Origin of the sequence: Candidatus Accumulibacter phosphatis (assembly GCF_000024165.1) — a bacterium.
GTDB lineage: Bacteria > Pseudomonadota > Gammaproteobacteria > Burkholderiales > Rhodocyclaceae > Accumulibacter > Accumulibacter phosphatis.
Genome location: NC_013194.1, coordinates 646,965 through 662,380 on the forward strand (window position 1 = coordinate 646,965; position 15,416 = coordinate 662,380).

At 65.3% G+C, this 15,416-nt stretch carries 14 protein-coding genes and 1 tRNA gene; 8 read left to right on the top strand and 7 right to left on the bottom strand.

From position 1 onward, the window contains the following. Positions 1–23 precede the first annotated feature (23 nt). Complete coding sequence (locus tag CAP2UW1_RS02675; protein WP_015765134.1) at positions 24–464, top strand: DUF29 domain-containing protein; 441 nt, start codon at positions 24–26, stop codon at positions 462–464. 502 nt (positions 465–966) lie between these two features. Continuing rightward, positions 967–1,161 carry a hypothetical protein gene (locus CAP2UW1_RS02680; protein ID WP_041567668.1) on the top strand — a complete coding sequence of 65 codons (195 nt, stop codon included), beginning with the start codon at positions 967–969 and terminating at the stop codon, positions 1,159–1,161. Positions 1,162–1,313: 152 nt separating this feature from the next. On the opposite strand, the gene CAP2UW1_RS02685 is transcribed toward CAP2UW1_RS02680, so the two are convergent. Together CAP2UW1_RS02685 and rng are read right to left on the bottom strand one after the other, a co-directional pair. Beyond that, a tRNA-Met gene (locus tag CAP2UW1_RS02685) sits at positions 1,314–1,390 on the bottom strand. 141 nt (positions 1,391–1,531) lie between these two features. Continuing rightward, positions 1,532–2,986 (bottom strand): ribonuclease G, encoded by a 1,455-nt coding sequence (gene rng / locus CAP2UW1_RS02690; protein WP_015765135.1) that lies wholly within the window; start codon positions 2,984–2,986, stop codon positions 1,532–1,534. 96 nt (positions 2,987–3,082) lie between these two features. Between rng and trhP the strand changes: the two genes are divergently transcribed. Both trhP and CAP2UW1_RS02700 read left to right on the top strand, forming a co-directional pair. Then, positions 3,083–4,396 carry a prephenate-dependent tRNA uridine(34) hydroxylase TrhP gene (gene trhP, locus CAP2UW1_RS02695; RefSeq protein WP_015765136.1) on the top strand — a complete coding sequence of 438 codons (1,314 nt, stop codon included), beginning with the start codon at positions 3,083–3,085 and terminating at the stop codon, positions 4,394–4,396. Positions 4,397–4,411: 15 nt separating this feature from the next. After that, entirely contained in the window at positions 4,412–5,503 is a 1,092-nt protein-coding gene (locus tag CAP2UW1_RS02700; RefSeq protein WP_015765137.1) for a glycosyltransferase family protein, read from the top strand. On the opposite strand, the gene CAP2UW1_RS02705 is transcribed toward CAP2UW1_RS02700, so the two are convergent. Both CAP2UW1_RS02705 and ydiK read right to left on the bottom strand, forming a co-directional pair. Next, entirely contained in the window at positions 5,500–6,132 is a 633-nt protein-coding gene (locus CAP2UW1_RS02705) for a riboflavin synthase (RefSeq protein ID WP_015765138.1), read from the bottom strand. The two genes, CAP2UW1_RS02700 and CAP2UW1_RS02705, sit on opposite strands and share 4 nt — an antisense overlap. A 59-nt stretch (positions 6,133–6,191) precedes the next feature. Then, positions 6,192–7,310 carry an AI-2E family transporter YdiK gene (ydiK, locus tag CAP2UW1_RS02710; protein ID WP_015765139.1) on the bottom strand — a complete coding sequence of 373 codons (1,119 nt, stop codon included), beginning with the start codon at positions 7,308–7,310 and terminating at the stop codon, positions 6,192–6,194. A 351-nt stretch (positions 7,311–7,661) separates the two neighbouring features. Between ydiK and CAP2UW1_RS02715 the strand changes: the two genes are divergently transcribed. From CAP2UW1_RS02715 to CAP2UW1_RS02730, 4 genes are all read left to right on the top strand, one after another. Then, positions 7,662–9,161 (top strand): polyamine aminopropyltransferase, encoded by a 1,500-nt coding sequence (locus CAP2UW1_RS02715; protein ID WP_015765140.1) that lies wholly within the window; start codon positions 7,662–7,664, stop codon positions 9,159–9,161. 4 nt (positions 9,162–9,165) lie between these two features. After that, positions 9,166–10,821, top strand: a complete 1,656-nt coding sequence (locus CAP2UW1_RS02720; protein WP_015765141.1) for an NAD(P)-binding protein — start codon at positions 9,166–9,168, stop codon at positions 10,819–10,821. 347 nt (positions 10,822–11,168) lie between these two features. Then, positions 11,169–11,420, top strand: coding sequence for a type II toxin-antitoxin system Phd/YefM family antitoxin (locus CAP2UW1_RS02725; RefSeq protein WP_015765142.1), 252 nt, complete (start codon positions 11,169–11,171; stop codon positions 11,418–11,420). Further along, a complete protein-coding gene (locus CAP2UW1_RS02730) occupies positions 11,417–11,830 on the top strand; it encodes a type II toxin-antitoxin system VapC family toxin (protein ID WP_015765143.1) in 414 nt (137 codons plus the stop codon). The genes CAP2UW1_RS02725 and CAP2UW1_RS02730 overlap by 4 nt, the downstream gene beginning before the upstream one ends. Before the next feature lie 101 nt (positions 11,831–11,931). On the opposite strand, the gene CAP2UW1_RS02735 is transcribed toward CAP2UW1_RS02730, so the two are convergent. The 3 genes from CAP2UW1_RS02735 to CAP2UW1_RS02745 form a co-directional block, all read right to left on the bottom strand. Continuing rightward, positions 11,932–12,822: an alpha/beta fold hydrolase gene (locus CAP2UW1_RS02735; protein WP_015765144.1), complete on the bottom strand. Its 891-nt coding sequence runs from the start codon at positions 12,820–12,822 to the stop codon at positions 11,932–11,934. A gap of 34 nt (positions 12,823–12,856) precedes the next feature. Further along, complete coding sequence (locus CAP2UW1_RS02740; protein WP_015765145.1) at positions 12,857–13,483, bottom strand: class I SAM-dependent DNA methyltransferase; 627 nt, start codon at positions 13,481–13,483, stop codon at positions 12,857–12,859. 238 nt (positions 13,484–13,721) lie between these two features. Then, positions 13,722–15,338, bottom strand: a complete 1,617-nt coding sequence (locus CAP2UW1_RS02745) for an IS1634 family transposase (protein ID WP_081444266.1) — start codon at positions 15,336–15,338, stop codon at positions 13,722–13,724. Positions 15,339–15,416: the final 78 nt, after the last annotated feature.

Sequence of the window (15,416 nt, forward strand, 5' to 3'; positions counted from 1 at the left end):
TGACCTGACATAAGGAACGAACGATGGAAACGACGCTATACCAGTCGGACTACTACACCTGGGCACGCCAGCAAGCCGACATGCTGCGTGAGGGACGCTTTGATGACCTTGACGCGGCGCACTTGATTGAGGAGCTAGAAGCAATGGGGGCAAGCGAACGGCGCGAACTGACGAACAGGTTGACGGTTTTGCTGATGCATCTGCTGAAGTGGCAATTTCAACCAGCGAGGCGCGGCGCGGCATGGTCGCTGACCATCCGCGTGCAGCGCATGGATATTTCCGATCTGCTCAACGACGAGCCGGGCCTGACGCCGGAAGTTCCGCAAGCGTTAGAGAAAGCCTATCGCAAGGCGCGGCTGCTGGCGGCGAACGAAACAGGTATGGACGAAACGACGTTCCCTAAGCAATCGCCATACTCGATAGAGCAAACGATGGCGGATGATTTTCTGCCCGAAGGCAATTGAGAGAACCAGAGTCTTGCCGCGCCTATCTGACGGCTGATCCCCGAGAGAGAAAACCGGGAAACCTTGCCCGGCTGGCGCGGCATTCTGAACCAGGGGCAAAGCGTGAGAGGGGCGCTATGAAATCTTGGTACAACAAGAACGACCGCGAGCACCTGGGCGCATATCACGCCCATTACACGTCGTTGTTGACACCAGCCCGCGACAGGTTCTTATTCGAGCGCTGGCCGCAGGGTTGAGCCTTCTCCGGGGCGTCGATGCCAGAGACGCCAATATTGTGCTGTTCGCGGTTGGCGTCGAGGACGGTGATGGTGTCGCCGTCGGCGTGGGTGAAGAGGGAGGAGCAGCAGAGGGAGAAGCAGATGTCACGGATACATGCTTCGGTCCCATCTCATCTTGAGAAGCAGCCACGAGACGCTTGTGAGCATCCATCAAGGAAGCTTTCGGTGAACACCCCGAAGACGTTCTTGCATCCGCCAAGGCCGCCGTAGAGAGCTTCGGTTGGTTGAATGAGATCCTCGTCAGCGTCAAACGAGGGGCGGAGGGCGGCAACGCCTCGCCGCGCGTCGTCAAGCGCGCTGCTGCTGGGGCTTACCTCGCTGCCGACACGGAGAACTGCTTCGGAATCCAGCACGAAAGCATGTTGCACAAGCTGCAGGAGGTCGGGATTCTTCCGCCAGATCGAAGGCCGCTCGATTGAGGCCAACCCAGACCCGGCCGCGCGCCGGGTTTTTCTGTGATGCGATGGCGGCGAGGAGTGCCAAGCAACCGACTTGGCTACGGCAAATGTAACCCCGGCGTAACCCCGCAAAAAAGCCCCGGCTTTTGACCGAGGCTAAGTACTTGTTTCCTTGGTGGTGATGGGTGGAATTGAACCACCGACCTATGGGTTATGAATCCATCGCTCTAACCAACTGAGCTACATCACCCCTGGGGCGCCGATTATAGGGCTCCCGGTCGTTTCGGGTCAAGCTGGAGTCCGGGCCTTCGTTTGATCGAGACCGCCGGCGCGCGGCGCATGCCGCGGGCAAGGGGCGCCGACGGGGATTCCAGCGGCAGCCACAGGCAACTCACATCAGCACGATGTCGTATTGCTCCTGCGAGTAGCTCGGTTCGGCCTGCAGGGAGATCGGCTTGCCGATGAAGTCGGAGAGCATCGCCAGGCCCTGCGATTCCTCGTCGAGGAAGCGGTCGATGACTGCCTGGCTGCCGAGCACGCGATACTCACGGGCATCGAACTGGCGTGCTTCGCGCAGCAACTCGCGCAGGATCTCGTAGCACACGGTGCGTGCCGTGCGCACCTCGCCGCGGCCACCGCAGGTCGGGCATTCCTCGCAGAGGACGTGCGCCAGCGATTCGCGCGTCCGTTTGCGCGTCATCTCGACCAGACCGAGGGCCGTGAAACCATTGACGGTCAGGCGCGTATGGTCGCGTGCCAGCGCCTTGTTGAACTCGCTGAGCACTGCCATCCGGTGCTCCTCGTTCTCCATGTCGATGAAGTCGATGATGATGATGCCGCCGAGGTTGCGCAGGCGCAGCTGGCGGGCGATCGTCTGTGCGGCCTCGAGGTTGGTCTTGAAGATCGTGTCGTCGAAGTTGCGGACGCCGACAAAGCCGCCGGTATTGACGTCGATCGTCGTCATTGCCTCGGTCTGATCGATGATCAGGTAGCCGCCGGACTTGAGGTCGACACGCCGGGCGAGGGCTTTCTGGATCTCGTCCTCGACGCCGTGCAGGTCGAAGAGAGGCCGTTCGCCGATGTAGTGTTCGAGCAGAGGCGCCACCGTCGGCGTGTACTCGCCGGCAAAGGCCGTCAGCTTCTGGAAGTTCTCGCGCGAGTCGATGACGATGCGGGCGGTCTCCGGGTTGACGAAGTCGCGCAGCACGCGCTGCGCCAGAGAGAGCTCCTGATAGAGCAGGGAGGGCGGTGCGGCAGTCGTCGACTGCGCCTGGATATCGCGCCAGATCTTGCGCAGGAACTCGATGTCCTTGGCCAGTTCGGCTTCTGTCGCATTCTCTGCCATCGTGCGCACGATGAAGCCGCCTTTTTCGTCGCTGGGTACCAGGCGGTGCAGCTTTTCGCGCAGCGCCTCGCGCTCGGATTCCCGCTCGATGCGCTGCGAGATGCCGATGTGATTGTCCTGCGGCAGGTAGACGAGCATGCGCCCGGCGATCGACACCTGGGTTGACAGCCGCGCGCCCTTGCTGCCCATGGGATCCTTGATCACCTGCACGAGAATGCTCTGTCCCTCGAAAAGCAGGCGCTCGATCGGCCGCAGGGGTTCGTCGTTCGAGCGTGGTTCACGGATGTCCGCCACGTGCAGGAAGGCGGTACGGTCGAGGCCGATGTCGATGAAGGCCGACTGCATTCCCGGCAGGATGCGGACGATGCGCCCGACGTAGACATTGCCGACGAAGCCTCGACTGGCGCTGCGTTCGATATGCAGTTCCTGCACGACGCCCTGGTGCGTGACGGCGACGCGCGTTTCCTGCGGCGTAAAGTTGATCAGGATCTCTTCGGACATGGTGGGGCGATCTGGAGAATGGGGTTGGGAATGGGGTTGGAAATGGGGTTAAAATCCAGGGTTGCCACATTCTACCCTGTCAGGCGCTTTCCCCGGATGCCTCAAACCGTCGCGCTGGTCCCTCCCGAGTTGCTGGCGCCCGCCGGTTCGCTGGCCATGTTGCGAACGGCCCTCGCCTTCGGTGCCGACGCGGTCTATGCCGGGCAGCCGCGTTACAGCCTGCGCGTACGCAACAACGACTTCGGCAACCTGCAGGCGCTGGCCAGCGCCATCAACGAGGCGCACGGCGCCGGCAGGAAGCTCTACGTGGTCAGCAACGTCCTGCCCCACAACAGCAAGGTTCGCAGCTATCTGGACGACATGGCGCCGGTGGTGGCGCTCGCCCCGGACGCGTTGATCATGGCCGACCCCGGGCTGATCGACCTGGTTCGCGAGACGTGGCCGGAACTGCCCGTCCACCTTTCCGTCCAGGCCAACACCGTCAACTTCGCGGGCGTGCGTTTCTGGCGCAAGCTGGGCATTCGGCGGATCATCCTGTCGCGCGAACTGTCGCTCGACGAGGTCGCCGAAATCCGCCAGGAGTGCCCGGACATCGAACTCGAGGTCTTCGTGCACGGCGCGCTGTGCATCGCTTACTCGGGGCGCTGCCTGCTCTCCGGCTACTTCAACCACCGCGATCCGAACCAGGGCACCTGCACCAACTCGTGTCGCTGGGACTACAAGCTGACGGCCGGCGTGGCGGACGCGACGGGTGACGTGGGCGCTTGCCGATCGCCGGCAGCGGGCGCCGCCGACGGTACTTGGTTACTCGAGGAAAAGGAACGCCCGGGCGAATTGATGCCCATCGATGAGGATGAACACGGCACCTACATCATGAACTCGAAGGATCTGCGCGCCGTTGAACATGTCCGGCGCCTGACCGAGATCGGCGTCGATTCACTGAAGATCGAGGGGCGTACCAAGTCGCCCTACTACGTGGCGCGCACGGTTCAGGTCTATCGGCGGGCCATCGATGACGCGGCCGCCGGGCGTCCCTTCGATCCCAGTCTGCTTGGCGAACTCGAAGGCCTGGCCAATCGCGGCTACACCGACGGCTTCTACCAGCGGCACCACGAGCACGAAAGGCAGAACTACCTGCGCGGCCATTCGCAATCGGGGCGCAGCCTCTACGTCGGCGATGTGCTCGACTGGGATGCCGAGCGCCTGCTCGCTCTGATCGACGTCAAGAACCGTTTTTCGGTCGGCGATCGGCTGGAGATCATTCATCCCACGGGTAACCGCGAATTGTCCGTCGAGCGGATACAGAGTCTGCTCGGGGCCGACATTCGTGTCGCTCCCGGCAACGGCCATCGGGTATGGATTCCGCTGCCGGCCGGGTTGCCGGGGGCCATGCTGGCACGCTTCCTCTGATCCGGCCGCGCCAGGATGAGCCGCCCGCACCTTTTCGTTGATATCTCGGCGCATGGTTTCGGCCATCTCGCGCAGGTGGCGCCAGTCCTCAACGCTTTGACCGAACGCCTGCCGGCACTGCGTCTGACGATCCGCAGCGGGCTGCCGACCGCCAAGCTGCAGACGCGCATCGCGGCAGCCTTCACGCACCTGATCGGCAGCAGCGATTTCGGCTATGTCATGCATGATGCCGTCAGCCTCGACCTGCCGGCGACGGCGCTGGCCTATCGCCGGCAGCACGCCGACTGGCCGGCCCAGGTCGAGCGCGACGCGCGTGTGATCGCCGGCCTGCGGCCCGATCTGGTGTTCAGCGATGTCGCCTATCTGCCGCTGGCGGCTGCCGCACTGGTGGGCATCCCGTCGGTGGCGATGTGCTCGCTCAACTGGGCCGATCTGTTCGCCCATTTCTTTGCCGGCGAGAGCTGGGCGGCCGAGATTCACGGGCAGATGCTGGCCGCCTACCACAGCGTCGAAAGCTTCCTGCGCCTGACACCCGGCATGGGGATGCCTGAGCTGCGACGATTGCGCAGCATCGCCCCGGTGGCTGCACTCGGCAACGATTGTCGTGAGGCCTTGCGTCGGCAAGTGGGCTGTGCCACCGGCGAGCGACTGGTTCTGATCGCATTCGGTGGCGTCAGCAAGGCGCTGCCGATTGCCGACTGGCCACCCCTTGCCGGCGTGCGCTGGCTGATCCCGCAGGACTGGCAGCTCGAGCACCCGTCGGTCGTCAGCTTCGAAGGGCTTGGTCGGCCCTTTACCGATCTGCTGGCTTCAGTTGACGCGGTGATCACCAAGCCCGGCTACGGCACCTTCGCCGAGGCCGCCTGTAATGGCACGCCGGTTCTTTATCTGCGGCGGTCCGACTGGCCGGAACAGGATGCGCTGCTCGACTGGCTGAATGGCCATGCGCGATGTCGGGAGGTCAGCGAGGCCGACCTGCTCGACGGGTGCCTGCACGCCGCGCTGGAGGCCCTGTGGCGGCAGCCGGCTCGGCCGGTGCCCCGGCCGTCTGGCGCCGAGGAAGCCGCGGCCGCCCTGTTACCCTGGTTGGCGGGCCGCGGCGCTTAGCTGCTTGCGGCCGTGCTGCCGACGGGCTCGCCGCTCGGCGCGCCGAGCATGCGCTCGACGTAGCGGGCAATCAGGTCGATCTCCAGGTTGACGCGGCTGCCCGGTTGCAGCCGTCCGAGTGTCGTCGCGTCGAGCGTATGGGGAATCAGGTTGATGCTGAAGGCGGCGCCGTCGACCGAGTTGGTGGTCAGGCTGACGCCATCGACGGTGATCGAGCCCTTGCGCGCGATATACCTGGCGAGCGCTGCCGGCGCGCGGATTTCGAGCAGACGATTGTCGCCGACCGGATCGAAACGCAGTACCTCGCCGACACCGTCGACGTGTCCGGAGACGAGGTGGCCGCCGAGGCGATCGGCCAGACGCAGCGCCTTCTCGAGGTTGACCGGTCCGGGCGTCGCCAGACCCACGGTGCAGGCCAGCGATTCGGGCGAGACATCAACGCAGAAACTGTTGTCGCGCCGATCAACGACGGTCAGGCAGACGCCGTTGCAGGCGATCGAATCGCCCAGGTTGACGTCGTCGAGTGCGAGTCTGCCGGCGTCGATGGTCAGGCGGACGGTGCCCGCGCCGTCGTCGCGGGCGGTGATGCAGGTGATCTGGCCAAGAGCGGCGATGATTCCCGAGAACATGGTGACAGCCTCGTGCAAGGGGTTGAGGGGCGGCTTTCGGTGTGCGGTGGCCGACGGCGTCAGGCCGGTGTCTGGCGATCGGCAGCGCCATCGCCGACTTTCGGCGCGACGCTGTCGATCTCGTGGGGAACCTCGTTGATCCACGCCTCGAGCAGGGTATAGCCGACCGCCAGGATGACCGGGCCGACGAAGAGGCCGACCAGCCCGAAGGCGAGCATGCCGCCGATGACGCCGGCGAGAATCAGCAGCAGGGGCAGGTCGGCTCCCTGCTTGATCAGGACCGGCCGCAGGAAGTTGTCCATGGTGCCGACGAAGATGGCCCAGATCAGCAAGAAGGTTCCCCAGCCGGTGTGGTCGCCCCAGTACAACCAGACGACCGCCGGGACCAGCACCAGCCCCGGTCCGAGCTGGGCGATGCAGAACATGAACATCACTGCCGTGAGGACCGGGGCGAAGGGCACGCCGGCGATGGCCAGACCAATGCCGCCGAGAATCGACTGGACGAGCGCCGTCACGCCGACGCCGAGCGCCACGGCGCGTGCCGCCTGGCCGGCCAGGATGACGGCACCTTCGCCGCGTTCGCCGCTCAGCCGATAGCCGAAACGCCGCACGCCGGCAGCCGCCTTCTCGCCCGAGGCATAGAGGACGGCACAGAGGGCGACGGTGAGCAGGAACTGTACGAAGACCAGCCCGAAGCTGCCGATCTCGCTGACGAACCAGCGCGTCAGATTGGCGGCATAGGGCGCCACCTTGGCGGCAAGCTCGGTGCCGCCCGTGGTGGCGGTCTGCTGCCAAATCTGTTCGAGCCGCCAGCCGACGAAGGGCACGTCGGCAACCCAGGCGGGTGGCGACTGTACATGCAGGCTGCTCAGTGACTTGGCCCATTCGGTAATCTCGTCGGCGTTGCCGACGATGGTGGCGATGGCCACCGACAGCGGCACCACCAGTATCAGCAGCACCAGGAAGGTCATCAGGATCACTGCCGGCCAGCGGCGGTTGCCGAAGCGTCGCTGCGCCCGCAGCATCAACGGCCAGGTGGCGACGACGACCATCGTTGCCCAGATCAAGGCCGGCAGGAAGGGGCGCAGGATCCACAGCGACGCGGCGATCAGCACGCAGAGGAAAAGCACCGCCAGGGTCGGGCGGGCCATCTCGAAGGGTTTTTCCACGGGGTTCATGGTCCGGTCATCCAGTTTCGCTGTGCCGCTGGCCGATGCACGCGGTGGGCGTCTTTCGCCGTCGACCGGACGTGCTGGCCAGCAGGTGGAGCGAGTGAAGCAGGTGGCGTACGGATGGCATGGTAGCCTAATTCGACTCCCTGATGTCTGTTCCCTGGCGCGCGTCGATCAGCCGAGCGGCAGCTCCCACCCAGCCCCGGCGCCCGGTGCGACGCATGCCAGACAGTCACCGGCGGGCGGGGCTTTTCGGAATAGAATGCCGCGCATGCGTTTGCCAACCATCATCCGGTCGGGGGTCGCCGGCAGCCGCCGGCCTGTGCACCGGCTGTCCACCCGGGAGCGCGCCTGGCGATGAACCACGCACTCCTGTTCTCGGTCTTCATCGTTGCTTCATGCGGGCTGGCGTACGAGCTGATCGCCGGAGCGCTGGCCAGCTACCTGCTCGGCGACTCGGTGACCCAGTTCTCGACCGTGATCGGCACCTACCTGTTCGCGATGGGAATCGGCTCGTGGTTGTCGCGCTACGTCGAACGCCATCTGGTGGCGCGCTTCATCCAGGTCGAGTTGATGGTCGGCGTCCTTGGCGGCTTTTCGGCGGCCGCGTTGTTCTTCATCTTCGTCTGGTCGCCGGCGCCCTTCAAGCTTGCCCTCTACCTGGCCGTGGCCGGCGTCGGCGTTCTCGTCGGGCTGGAGATCCCGCTGATCATGCGCATCATGAAGCGCGATCTGGCGTTCAAGGATCTCGTCTCGCAAGTGCTGACCTTCGACTACCTCGGCGCGCTCGCCGTCTCAATCCTCTTTCCCTTGCTGCTCGTGCCGCATCTGGGCCTGGTGCGTAGCGGCCTGCTTTTCGGTTTGCTCAACGTGATCGTTGCTCTATGGGCCTGGTGGTTGTTCCGCGCCCAGTTGCAGCCATTCGGCCGACTGCGCGCACAGGGGGCTGCGGCCCTGCTGTCGCTGCTCGTGGCCTTCGCCGCTGCCGGCGAGCTGACCTCGCTGGCCGAGGCGCAGCTCTACGCCGACGAGATCGTCCACGCCGAGAGCACGCCCTACCAGCGCATCGTCGTCACGCGCTGGAAGAACGACTTGCGTCTGCATCTGAACAACAACCTGCAGTTCAGTTCGCGCGACGAGTATCGCTACCACGAGGCGCTGGTGCATCCGGGACTGGCGACGCTGCCGAATGCGCGGCGCGTGCTGGTGCTCGGCGGCGGCGACGGGCTGGCGGTGCGCGAGATTCTCAAGTACCCGCAGATCGAGTCGGTGACGCTGGTCGACCTCGACCCGGCAATGACCCGCCTGTTCGCCAGCGCGCCGCCACTGCGCAAGCTCAACCAGGACGCGCTCCTGTCGCCCAAGGTCAGGGTCGTCAACGCCGACGCTCTGCAATGGCTGGAGGAAAACGACGAGACCTTCGATTTCGTCGTCGTCGACTTTCCCGATCCCTCGAACTTCTCGCTCGGCAAACTCTACAGCGCCGCGTTCTACCGCCTGCTCGACAAGCACCTCAACGGCGAGGCGCTGGCAGTCATCCAGTCGACCTCGCCGCTCTATGCTCGACAGTCGTTCTGGTGCGTCGTCACGACGCTCGAGAGCGTCGGCTTGGTGGCGACCCCCTACCACGCGCTGGTGCCGTCTTTCGGCGAATGGGGCTTCGTCCTGGCCGGTCGCCGCGCCTATCGGCCACCGACGTCCTACGCCGTCGACACGCGTTTCCTGACCCCCGAAGCGACGCCGGGACTGTTCGTCTTTCCCGGTGACATGGCGCGCGTCGACGCCGAGGTGAATCAACTGAACAATCAGGTGCTGGTGCGTTACTTCGAGCACGAGTGGCGGCAGGTGATCCGCTAGCGCCATGGACCGGCGCGATTTCCTGGTTTCCCTGGCCGCGGCAGCCGGCGCTGCCTCGCTCGCCGGCTGCCGCGGCGGACCGCCACCGCTGCCGCCGGGGGAACTGCTCGGGACTTCGCTCGCTCTCGGCCACCGCCTGCAGTCGGCGGGTTTCGCGCCGCCAAGCGAGAGTCGCAAGGTGCCGGTGGTCATCGTCGGCGCCGGCGTCGCCGGCCTCGCCGCCGGCTGGAAACTCGCGCGCGCGGGCTTTTCCGACTTCCTGCTGGTCGAACTCGAAAACGAGGCGGGCGGCAATTCGCGCGCCGGGCGCAATGCCGTCAGCGCCTACCCCTGGGGCGCGCACTACCTGCCGCTGCCGAACCGCGAGGCGCTTGCCGTGCGCGAACTCCTCGCCGAACTCGGCGTGCTGCTGGGCGACCCGCGCGCGCCGCGGCCGGTCTACGACGAGCGCTACCTCTGTGCGACGCCGCAGGAGCGGCTCTATCGCAACGGCCGCTGGCAGGAAGGCCTGCTGCCGCAGACCGGCGTCAGCACCGCCGAACGCGGCCAGTACCAGCGTTTTGCCGATCTGATCGAAGGCTTCAAACGGCGCCGCGACGACGCGGGGCGCGCTGCCTTTGCGCTGCCGATGGCCCTGTCGAGCCGCGCGCTCGACCTGCTGGCGCTCGACCGGATCAGCATGCGCGACTGGCTGCTCGCGCAGGGCCTCGATTCGCCACAGCTGCACTGGTACGTCAATTACGCCTGCCGCGACGACTATGGCACCGCCAGCGCGGCGGTCTCCGCCTGGGCCGGCATCCATTACTTCGCCTGCCGCACCGGCGAGGCGCAGAACGCGGGCAACGAAACCGTGCTGACCGCGCCCGAGGGCAATGCCTGGCTGGTCAGCGGCATGCTGCGCTCGATCAGCGCCCACGCCGGCGAGCGGTTGCTGAGCGGCGCGCTGGCCTTTCGCGTCGCCGGCGGCGAGCGCGGCGCTGGAACCGGTCCACTCGCCGTCGATCTGTGGCTGGCGAGCGAGCAGCGAACGTTGCGCCTGCTTGCCGACCAGGTGATCTGGGCGGCGCCGCTTTTCCTCGTTCCGCACGTCTTCGCCGGCCACGCCGCGCTCAAGGCCGCCGCGGCCAGCTACAGCTACGCGCCGTGGCTGGTCGCCAACCTGACGCTGTCGCGCTTCCCCGACGAACGTGCCGGCGCGCCGCCCGCCTGGGACAACGTCCTCTACGACAGCGCCGGTCTTGGCTACGTCGTCGCCACCCACCAGCAGATGCGCCTGTGGCGCCAGGCCACCGTCCTCACTTTCTACCGGACGTTCGACGCGCTGAGTCCGCAAGATGGCCGCGCGGCCTTGCGCGACACGCCGCGCGCGGTCTGGGCCGAGCAGATCCTCGCCGAACTCGAACGCCCGCACGCCAACATCCGCCAGGTGACGACCCACCTGGACGTCTTCCGCAACGGTCACGCGATGGCTCGCCCGTTGCCCGGCCTGATCTGGGGCGAGCCCAGGCAGCGCTTCGCCGTGGACGGCGAGCGCCTGCGTTTTGCGCACGCCGATGTCAGCGGCTTCTCGTTGTTCGAGGAGGCGCAATACCGCGGCGTCCTCGCCGCCGAGCGTACGCTGCGCCGGCTCGGGGTGCGTTTCAGTTCGTCGCTGGGGTGAGCGGGGGCGGGAGGAGGGGGAATTTGTCGTCGCCCAGGGCGGGCAATCCGATGCGGGTCAGCCTGGTGCGGCGAGTCGTTTGAGGAGCAGAAGGATTTCGGCGGCGGCGTTGTAGCTGAGCGCCGGGTCGCGCGCGTTGGCCCACACCGGGGAGGCCCAGCGCTTCCGTGCCTCACCCAGCCGCTTGAGCAGCGCGTCGTCAGCCCACCGTCGCCGCAGGGTGCGACAACGTCCATGGGGTTGAGCGACGCATCAGCCGAAGTGCCGACTCGGGCATCGTCCGTCGAGCGTACTCCTGTCTGTCCACGGTAGAATATGGTCCGTCTGGTCAGAATAGGGGCGGCATCATGAACACATGGCAAATGCAGGAGGCTAAAGCTCGCCTGTCGGAGGTGGTCAAACTGGCCGAGAGCGAAGGACCGCAGGACATCACGGTGCACGGGCGGTCGGTGGCGGTCGTCGTTTCGCGAGCGACCTTCGAGCGCCTGTCGGGCAGCGGACGATCGCTCGTCGAGTTCATGCGCCAGTCACCGCTGCATGGTCTCGAAGAGCTTGACTTCGAACGTGACCGGAGCGTTACGCGGGATCTGACGCTGTGAGCTACCTGCTCGATACCAACATCCTCTCGGAGCTGCGCCGCAAGGCACCGAATGCCGGCGTCGTCGAATGGTGCTCGCGGCGTCCGGCGTCCACCTTGTTCCTCAGCGTGTTGACGCTGGGCGAACTGCGCAAGGGCGTCGAGAGCCTCACCGCCTCGGATCGGCGGGCCGCCCTACTCGACTGGCTCGAGGTCGAACTGCCGACCTTCTTCAGCGGCCGCATTCTGCCCATCGACAGCCAGGTCGCGGATTGCTGGGGACGGCTGATGGTCGCGGCAGGCCGCCCAATCCCGGCGATCGATAGTCTGATCGGAGCGACGGCGGTGCGGCATAGCCTTCGCCTCGTCACGCGCAACGTACGCGATTTCGCCGACCTCGGACTGGAGGTGATCAACCCCTGGAGCGAGTGAGACGGGCGCGAGAGCGGACGCCCGAGCGTTTTCCGCCGCCCACACCGGGTGCTGGCGCTTCGTCGCCCTCGAAGGCGCGTACGAGTTCGCTGCGCGCTTCATCACGGCGGATCCGGGTAGCTGAAAAACGACTCGATCAGCTCGGCCAGCTTTTCCGGCCTGTCGTGCTGCACGTTGTGTCCGCAATCGCTGATGTGCGCGATGCTGGCGTTGGCGAAGCAGTCCATGCGCCGTTGCAGTTCGCCGGGATCCTTGGCAAAGCGCTGCATTACGTAACCCTCGTCGGCCGTTACCAGCAGAACGGGTGCCGTCAGCGCGCGCCAGCAGGCCATGACTTCCTCGATCCGGTAGAGGTGAGGCGAGGGGACCTTGTGCCAGGGGTCGCAGGCGACGGCAAAGCGGCCGTCAGGCAGTTGGCTGGCGCAGTGTGTCGCCAGAAACGTGGCGCGCTCGGGGAGCAGGCGCGCGTTGAACTGCCGCAGTCGCGCGGCCAGTTGCTCGCGGCTGGCATAGGCGCGCAGTTGCGGCGTCGCGCGCGTGTGGTCCAGCCAGTCGCGGATGCGTGCCGGCGCTTCGTGCGCCTCGTTGGGCAGGAGGCCGAGGAAATCCACCATCAGCAGGCCGGCAATTCGCTCGGGCCGGGCGCCGCCGTAGATGCTGGCGACGGCGCCGCCCATGCTGTGGCCGACGATGCGTGCCGGCACGCCGGCGCTGTAGCGGTCGAGCAGTGCGTCGAGGTCGGCGTAGTAGTCGGCGAACCAATAGCGGCGGTTCAGCCACTGGCTCCGTCCGTAGCCTCGCCAGTCGGGGGCGAGCACGTGCCACGTGTGCCTGAGCGCATCGACGGTGAACTGGAAGCTGGCCGATGAATCCATCCAGCCGTGCAGCATCAGCAGTCGTGGCGCGTCGGCCGGCCCCCAGTGGCGGACGTTGTAGACCAGACCGTTGATCGGCACCTGCTCGCAGTGGGAGGGCGTCAGTAGTGTCTGCATGTCGTGGCTCAGGCAATGGTGGCGGCGATGCCGACTATTTCCGGGCCACCATGAGAAAGACGGGAAACTCGGTCTGGCCGGGACTCGCCGGCTTCGACATGTGGAAGACGGTCGAGAAAGCGACGTCGCGAAATCCGGCGCGCTCGGCCATGTGCGCAAGCGTCTGACGGTCGAAGCCCTGGTGCCCGGTGAATTCGGGACCATGAAAGCATCCGTCCTCGGCATCGAGGTCGGCAACGCAAAGATAGCCAGGCGCAGCCATCAACGCAAAGAGATCGCGCAGGAGTTGCGCGGTGTCCTCGATGTGGTGAAACGTCATCAGGGAACAGACGACATCATACCGCTCGACCGGCAAGGGGTCGCTGACGAGGTCGAGTTTCGTCGCGCGCAGGTTGCTCGCGCCGGAGGCCGCGATCTTTTCATCCAGGGTGGCGAGCATCCCCGCAGAGCTGTCAGCCAGGGTGATCTGGCCGAGGTACGGCTGCAAGGCAAAGCCCAGCAACCCCGTTCCACAACCGTATTCCAGCCCCCGCATCTGGAGGCTCAACGGTACGCGCTCCTGGATCGCCGCGGCGACGGCCAGCGCGCGCGCCACCTTCACAGGGTCGGCGTCCCAGGTGGCGGCGCGATCGTCAAACTGGTTGCCTGAGTGCGGGTTCATGACCGGGCCTCCTGTGCGCGTGCTTCGCTATCGATCAAGTTGACTTCGCTCATGGTGTCGCTCCCTCGGTGACTTCCCAAATGGCACGAGTTTGTGCCAATTCGACGGATCCTTCAACGAGGAGAAGTGGACTCAGAAGCGGACTCAGACGGATCTTCCTCTAGCCAGTAGACGCAACTACGCTTTAAGTATCGGGTTTTGTTAAAGAAAAAGCCAGTGCCGCAAAAGCGGCGGCTGCCTACACGGCGCGCTTTTCGGCTTTGGCCTTGAGCGGGAAGGAAAGGCCGATGGCGTCGAGGATTTTGGCCTGTTGATCGTCCGGGCGTGGCAGATGCGTGTGACGCTGACCGTTGCGGTCGGTGCTGTAGAGATAGGTCAATCGTCCGAGGGCCACCAGGGCGTCGTCCGGAGTGATGGCGGCGGGGTCGTCTACGGTGCTGCCGAAGGTCCGGTGGAGAGCCGCTTCAAACCGCCGCGTGATCTTCAAGGCGAGCATCGCCACGAAGACATGTGCCTTGGTACGCTCAGCCTTGCGCAGGAAGATCGGGCGAATTTCCAGGAAGGTGGTTTTGACCGTGCGGAAGTTGCGCTCGACTTTTTGCAGATCGCGATAACGCGCATCGACCGCCTTCGCATCCATCAAGCCTTGTGGCACATCGGTTTCCAGGAGATAGCAGCCGTCGAGCAGGGCGTCCTGCGCTTTAGCCTCCTGGTCGATGGTGCAGACAATGACGCGTTCGTTCAGCGCGAGGGTGACAAACGCGGCGAGTTTGTGGCGTTTGGCCCAGCGCTGCAAAGCGGCCAGGCCGGTTGCCGCGCTGGCGCGCCTGGAGTTCTTGACGAAGGCGTTACGGTCGGCGATCTTCGCCTGCAACTGAGCCAACTTGTCCTCCCGCCGCCGCTCCTCGCGCACCCGGACGATCTCGTTACGGCGCACGATCAGCCGTTTGTCGTCGTGTTCGACTTCGCACAGAGGCACATCGAAGAGGTCCGTCTGCAGCACGCCCTCCTTGAGGAAGGTGCGTACCTGCGCGTCAGTCAAGGCGGTGATATAGCGGAAACCCTGTGCCGACAGCGCGGCCTTCCCCTTGGCCTTGATCATTCCCCGGTCGCCCACCATCACCACCTCGGCAATCCCGAATTGCTCCTTCAGAATCGTGATCTGGCTGGCCACCGTCGTCGGGTCCGCGGTGTTGCCCTCGAAGACGCGCACGGCGAGGGGCTCGCCGTCCTCGGCGGTCAATAAACCGATGACGATTTGCTGCTTGCCTCGCTTGCCGTCGCGGTTGTAGCCGTATTGCCCCAGTTCGTTGCATTCTCCTTCGAAATAGCTGGAGGTGACGTCGTAGAGCACCAGGACCGGTGGTTGGCCCTGCGCCTTGACGTAGGCCCGGTACAGTTCCCGCTCGATACGCTCCTGCTGGCTCGCCAGCCAGTCCAGAGCGGCATAGAGGTCGTCCTCATCGAACTCCTCCAGCGCCAACACATCGGCCACCGTGTGCTGTTTCGCCCAGCGCACCGCCGACAACCGCGACCCGCCATGCGCAATGCGTGCGAGAATCAGAAACAGGTTGAGCCTGCTTTCCGCCGCACTGCCCAATACCCGCGTGATGCCCACCTGATCAGCCAACTGCTTGAGCGCAAACAGCACTCCAAAAATCTCGCCGCTGGTCATCTCTCCCGACCAGTCGTCGAATTCGCCCTTCACCAGACGTTCCATGGCGACGATTCGCTCCGGTGCCCAGTTCGTCAGGTTGGCAATGGTCCGCGTGCAGACTTTGCCGCCCTCACGATAGGACTCGCGGAGCAGGATGGCGGGCCTGGATTTTCGGTTGGGGACGCGAGCGATGTACATGCCGACAATAAAACCAAACAGCGCATTGTTTGTCAAGCACTATTATTACATCTACATGCCTACATGTTTTGCCGACTT

Excerpts from the sequence above, each read along its gene's own strand:
- CAP2UW1_RS02675 (WP_015765134.1), top strand. The coding sequence starts at position 24 with ATGGAAACGACGCTATACCAGTCGGACTACTACACCTGGGCACGCCAG.
- rng (WP_015765135.1), bottom strand. The coding sequence starts at position 2,986 with ATGTCCGAAGAGATCCTGATCAACTTTACGCCGCAGGAAACGCGCGTC.
- trhP (WP_015765136.1), top strand. The coding sequence starts at position 3,083 with ATGCCTCAAACCGTCGCGCTGGTCCCTCCCGAGTTGCTGGCGCCCGCC.
- CAP2UW1_RS02700 (WP_015765137.1), top strand. The coding sequence starts at position 4,412 with ATGAGCCGCCCGCACCTTTTCGTTGATATCTCGGCGCATGGTTTCGGC.
- CAP2UW1_RS02705 (WP_015765138.1), bottom strand. The coding sequence starts at position 6,132 with ATGTTCTCGGGAATCATCGCCGCTCTTGGCCAGATCACCTGCATCACC.
- ydiK (WP_015765139.1), bottom strand. The coding sequence starts at position 7,310 with ATGAACCCCGTGGAAAAACCCTTCGAGATGGCCCGCCCGACCCTGGCG.
- CAP2UW1_RS02715 (WP_015765140.1), top strand. The coding sequence starts at position 7,662 with ATGAACCACGCACTCCTGTTCTCGGTCTTCATCGTTGCTTCATGCGGG.
- CAP2UW1_RS02720 (WP_015765141.1), top strand. The coding sequence starts at position 9,166 with ATGGACCGGCGCGATTTCCTGGTTTCCCTGGCCGCGGCAGCCGGCGCT.
- CAP2UW1_RS02725 (WP_015765142.1), top strand. The coding sequence starts at position 11,169 with ATGAACACATGGCAAATGCAGGAGGCTAAAGCTCGCCTGTCGGAGGTG.
- CAP2UW1_RS02735 (WP_015765144.1), bottom strand. The coding sequence starts at position 12,822 with ATGCAGACACTACTGACGCCCTCCCACTGCGAGCAGGTGCCGATCAAC.
- CAP2UW1_RS02740 (WP_015765145.1), bottom strand. The coding sequence starts at position 13,483 with ATGAACCCGCACTCAGGCAACCAGTTTGACGATCGCGCCGCCACCTGG.
- CAP2UW1_RS02745 (WP_081444266.1), bottom strand. The coding sequence starts at position 15,338 with ATGTACATCGCTCGCGTCCCCAACCGAAAATCCAGGCCCGCCATCCTG.